The sequence below is a fragment of the Candidatus Binataceae bacterium genome, from assembly GCA_036495685.1.
GTDB lineage: Bacteria > Desulfobacterota > Binatia > Binatales > Binataceae > JAFAHS01.
In genome coordinates this window covers 1-5443 of record DASXMJ010000131.1, presented here as the reverse complement: position 1 = coordinate 5443, position 5443 = coordinate 1, and the positions used below count along the sequence as shown (strand labels likewise).

Here is a 5443-nt window from a genome sequence, read left to right as displayed (position 1 = left end):
CTCTGTATTGGTCCGACCGGTAACTTCTAAACTATCGGAAGTGCCCGGAGAACCGTATTGCTGCCAAGAACCGTCAAAAGCACGGACCTGCTTGCCGGGCTGGCAATAGCCGCGGTTGAGATCCCGACCGCGCTTGCCTATGCCGAATTAGCCGGTTTTCCTCCGGTTGTAGGACTGTACGCGAGTATTCTCCCGCTGGTCGCCTACGCGCTGTTCGGTTCCTCGCCTCAGCTGATCGTGGGTCCCGACGCAGCGACCTGCGCTCTGGTCGCTGCGTCACTCGCGCCTGTGGCGATGGGCAATTCACTTCGTCACCTCGAGCTCTCCATCACCTTGTCGGTGGTGGTGGGCTCTCTTTGTGTGGTCGGCGGCCTGCTGCGCCTGGGAGGGCTGGCCAACTTTCTATCGCGTCCAATCCTGGTCGGGTTTCTCAACGGCATGGGGCTGGTCATCATCAGCGGTCAACTCGGTAAGCTGTTTGGACTCCACGTGCGTACCGATACCGGGTTCTTCCTGCGGATTGCCGATTTTGTTTCGAAGATCGGGCAGACTCATTTTCCAACCTTGATCGTTGGCGTCCTTACGCTGGTACTCATCTACCTGGTTGGACGCGTAGCACCACGCGTGCCAGGGCCGCTCGTTGGGGTATGCGGCGGAATTGCAATGATGGTCCTGCTGGACTCCGAAAAGTGGCCGGTGGCGAGAATGGGTGCGGTTCCCGCGGGCTTCTCCTTGCCGCACTTCCATCGCGGTTTCTTTTCGGACGCCGCCCAAATCATACCCGACGCTGTAGGAATTGCTCTGATATCTTTCTGTAGCTCGATGATAACGGCAAAGAGCTTTGCTGTGCGCAACGGGTACGAGGTGCAGGCGGATCGCGAATTCATCGCACTCGGCATCGCGAATATTGCGTCGGGGCTCTCCAGCGGCTTCCCGATCGCGGGTGCGGATTCGCGTACCGCGATAAATGATCTTACCGGGGGTCGATCTCAGGCGAGCGGTCTAACCGCGGCGACTATAATGGCATTGGTTCTTGTCGGGTGTACCGCTCCGCTCGCGTATATTCCCAACGCTTCGCTTGGCGCGGTACTCGTACTGGCCGGGGTTTCGCTTTTCGATTTTCAGACTCTTCGAAGGATCTGGGGTATTAGCCGAGCGGAATTTGTTCTTTCCGCAGTTGCGACTTTGGGTGTCGCGACGATTGGAGTACTGCCCGGAATAGCGCTGGCAATAGCGCTTAGCGTCGCGTTGCTGCTGGTCCGTGCGTCCAGCCCCCACGACGCGATACTTGGTCAGGTGCCTGGTGTGGATGGCTTTACCGACATCAGTGAATATGACGGTGCGCAAACCATTCCCGGGGTTTTGATCTATCGATTCGACGCAGCTTTGCTGTTCTTCAATGCTGACTATTTCAAGCAGCGCGTTCGACGGGCGGTCGCGAGGTCCGCCCAGCCTGTCCGACTCTTCATTTTTGACATGGAAGCGATCAGCGTGATTGACATCACCGGACTCGATGCGCTGGAGGAGGTTCGCTCCGAGCTAGCCTCTAAAGGGATGAGCTTTGTAGTGGCGCGCGCGAAGGCCGAGCTGCGCGAGCATCTGGTCCGCGCAGGCTCGTGGGATCGGATTGGTGCAAAAAACTTCCATCCTTCGGTCCGAAGCGCAGTGCAGTTTGCCTTGAAGAATGAACCGGAACTCAGAACATTCCGGCAAGACACGCTACCTTCGCCACGGCGGCCCACCGGGTAAACGGCCCCATCGGATGGGGAGTCGAGCAGTTTCAGACCTTTCGGGGGCTCGTTGACGTCTTCGCGCGGCCTCTCCCGGTAACGATCATCCGAGTTTCCTGATTCCCTCTCAACTGCGATGATCGCGCCGCGAGTAAAGCGCCAGCGGCTCGCGTCAGTTGAGGAGTGTTGATCGCTTTTCCTATCGAACTGGCCGTGACCTCCGTATTCCTAGTCCTCCGACTCTTGCAGCTCGAACCAACTTGAATCGGGATTGAAGGTGGTAATAGCTGGTGCGAGCTTCTCCGTATCGGGGCCCAAGTCCTTCTCGACCACAACGCCGGCCTTATCGATCATGAATGTCATCACCCCCGACGCCCGATAGTCCGCAGGGTACGCAAGGAAAGCAAAGCCGCGTGTCATTTTTCCGTCGACTATGTAGTCCGATGCGCCGCCCGGAGCGTCGGCGCCCTGCCCGGTTAGCACTTTGTAATAGTAACCGTGGAAAGGTGCAGCACGACCGCTGGGGTCACGCTGATATCCTTCGGCCGTGGCATCGGCTATAAGTGGGCCGATCGGGCTTTCTGGCTCACCTTCCTTGGCGGCCCAATACAAACCGTTCTTCTTGCCTGGGGAGCTGAAGATCGTTTGTGCGTACTGCGCTACCCCCGAGGCATCACGCTCTCGATCAGCGTATTCCAGTTGGGCATCGGCGAGTTCTTCAAGAACATCAATCGTGAACAATTCATTCTTACCCACGCGTTGATAGAGCATCTCCTCTTCACCCGCCGCTGAGTCGAAGGCCCACCCGTCGCCGCGCTTTACGATAGGAATAGGCAACGGCCAGTTCTCGGCGCCGATGTACAATATCACCCGTCCCTGGTCGTCGTACGTGAGCCGATGCATTTGATCGTAGCGCCGCGTGAATTCCTCGCGCGCATTGTTGTCGGCGACCGGATCTCCGCTAGAGATTATTTCCTTGGCGTCGGAGCCAAGAATCGTGGTCATCTCCTTCAAATCATCTGTCCTGGCAGCTTCGACAAGGGCGGCCGCGGCGGAGCCCGGTGACCTGAATACTCGGGGCTCCGATTGGCTTGTCGCCGCAAAAGCCGGTGGATGTGACGAGATGGACAAAATCGCCAACATCAGAACCGCAAGTTCAGCGACCCTTGTGCCGAGCTTTCCAACAGTCAATCGCATCGGCATTTCCCTCGATTCCAAATTAGAGGATTTGCGTTTGTGGATTTTCATGATCGGTGACCAACCTCCTCCCTAGCGCCGGCCTCGACCCCCACCGCCGCCACCACCGCGCCTGCCCCCACCTCCTCCACCACCACCGCCTCGTCGACCACCGCCCCCCCCACCCCCTCGTCCGCCAAGACTTGATCGTCCCCGATTCCCCGCCGCTTGCGTACGTCCCCCAGATCCGTAGCCGCCGAAGGCGCCACTGCGGCCTCCCTGGGTGCTTCGATTCGGGGTGTTTGCCCCATAGCCGCGCTGCTGCTGGGCGCGATTTTGTCGCTGATTTGAAAGGGCCCCTTGCCCCGCGCCCCGCCCTCCGGTCCCCGCGCCTCGCCCAGCGGCGGACGCCCCGCCCAAACCCGCGTTTGCAGGCAGGGTACTGGCCTTGGGGAATGTTGGTTTGCCCCCACCGGGGCCACCCGACCGATACGGCCTGGCGCTGGCAGCATTGTAGGGCCGTGCCGTGGGCCTCGTAGCGCCTCCGCCACGGCCCGCGCCTGCATAGGGGGTCGCACCAGGGTTGCGCCCGGTCTGGCGGGTGTCTCGCCGAGCCTGTCGGGAACCCTGTCGTGCCTGTCCTTGTGCGCTTCTTGGGTAGTTGTTGCCGCGATTGGCGTAAACGTTTTTGTTGTAATTGACCGTATTTCCTCCTCCTCCCCCGTCCCAACCGCAACCCCAGTCGTCGTCGCCTTCGTTAATCAGGGCCATGAGCCCCATTCCGGCTCCGAAGGAAAGAAGTCCGGTTGTAAGCATCTCGGTGCCGGTGTAACCGGCGGGCGCGGCGTACCCGACAGGCGCCGCGACCGGCGCCCCGTACGCCGTCGTAGGATTGTATTGAGGAACGTACACCGTGTTCTGCTGTGCAGGCTCAATGACCACAGTTTGCTGCTGTGTGGCGCCGCCCTCCGGAGCGCCGCCGCCCTCCGCCGGTTCCGGAGACGCAGCCTTGGTTTCGACTTTCTGCTGTGGGGTGTCCTTCAACGTTCCCGCCTTCACCGCCCGATTGCGAAGTCGCTGAATAGCGTCCATGACGTCATCAGGCTGGTTGTAGTACGCCTCTCCCAATGCGGAGGTCCAAGACAGACTGTCATTCATCGTTTTGAGTACGTCACGGAACTGCGCCAGTGATCTGACGCTGGGGTCCCAGGGCTGCGCGTTTACTGCCTCCGCGAACTGATCGCCCTTGAGGTTCGGATTCTGCTCAAGCCATCGCTGGGCTTCCACTATCTGGGTAGGGAAAGTAGACGCGACCAGGATGCGTGCCACCAGCAGGTCTGGATAGAGAGCGATGGGTGACACCAGCTCCTCCAATTCCTCTGGCGTAGCTTCACCGGGCGCCGGCCCCGGTGTGGTTGCAGCTGTGCTCTGCGACTCGGGCTTTGAAGTAGATGCAGACTCCTCACCGCGAGCCAGCCCCGCCAGCGGGGAAGTGGAAATCAGTAAAGCGGCAGCAAGCGCTATGGAAAGCGCTCTATACCTTTGCTGGTTGATTGAACAGCGCATTGGTCCCTCCATGCGCGTCAGTGACGCTCACGCCAGATGACGATTATAGCGATGAGCGCGGAATTGCTAGCCAGCATGGTGTCTCATCTTGGGATAGCGCACCACCGAAAACGACTCTTACGATTTCTATCAGTGTAGTCTTCGTCGGTGATTCGTACACTTCGACGGCCGCGGGTGCGACAGTTTTGACTATCTAGCATTGGTGAGCACCATTCGGGATCGTTGGTGGTGTCGTGTGCCAAATTGATGAAGCACCAAAAAGCTGAGTCAGGGGAAAGGTCCCTCTCGTCTCTGTGGACTTCGCCAGGCACGTTGCAGTCGAGGCAAATCCGTAGCTACGAAGCCCCAATCTGAACGGACTTCGCCAGCCTTGGACCAAGGCCCAATTTCAATTTGTGCAGTGAATCGCGATACTCAAGGCGGGTGCGTCGCTACCAATGCGTTGTTCGAACTGCGGTGCGGAGAACTCCGAAGAAAATCGCTTCTGCGGCGATTGCGGCGCCGCATTGGCGCATCGTTGTGCGCGCTGCGGTGCGGACAATCCGGGGGGCAAGGGATTCTGCGGGGATTGCGGTGCTGCGCTGGTGGCCAGTAACGGTCCTGCCCAGCCGCCCGCGCCTTCACAACCCACCGCCAGAATACCCACCCCCGCGAAGGCACGCGGGGCGGCGGCCTCGGACGATGGCGAGCGCCGCCATCTGACGGTGTTGTTCTCGGACCTGGTCGGGTCCACCGAGATCGCGGCTCAGCTAGATGCCGAAGACTGGCGCGAGATCGCCGCGCACTACCAGCGCACCGCCGCCGCGGCGGTCACCCGCTTCGGCGGGCATGTCGCCAAGTATCTGGGCGATGGCCTGATGGTGTACTTCGGCTGGCCGCAGGCGCACGAGGACGATGCCGAGCGCGCGGTGCGCGCCGGGCTGGCGGTGGTCGACGAGGTCGCGGCGCTGAACGGACGGTTGGCCACTGAG

At 60.4% G+C, this 5443-nt stretch carries 4 protein-coding genes; 2 read left to right on the top strand and 2 right to left on the bottom strand.

Annotated features, from left to right (window positions below):
* Positions 1-57: 57 nt before the first annotated feature.
* A complete protein-coding gene (locus VGI36_12935) occupies positions 58-1749 on the top strand; it encodes a SulP family inorganic anion transporter (GenBank protein HEY2486050.1) in 1692 nt (563 codons plus the stop codon).
* A gap of 209 nt (positions 1750-1958) precedes the next feature.
* Here the strand turns inward: VGI36_12935 and VGI36_12930 are convergent, their stop codons facing one another.
* A complete protein-coding gene (locus tag VGI36_12930; protein HEY2486049.1) occupies positions 1959-2873 on the bottom strand; it encodes a DUF2950 domain-containing protein in 915 nt (304 codons plus the stop codon).
* A 126-nt stretch (positions 2874-2999) separates the two neighbouring features.
* Positions 3000-4472 (bottom strand): DUF3300 domain-containing protein, encoded by a 1473-nt coding sequence (locus VGI36_12925; protein ID HEY2486048.1) that lies wholly within the window; start codon positions 4470-4472, stop codon positions 3000-3002.
* A 437-nt stretch (positions 4473-4909) separates the two neighbouring features.
* Here VGI36_12925 and VGI36_12920 point away from each other — a divergent pair.
* On the top strand, positions 4910-5443 hold a 534-nt coding region (locus tag VGI36_12920), incomplete at its 3' end, for a zinc-ribbon domain-containing protein (GenBank protein HEY2486047.1).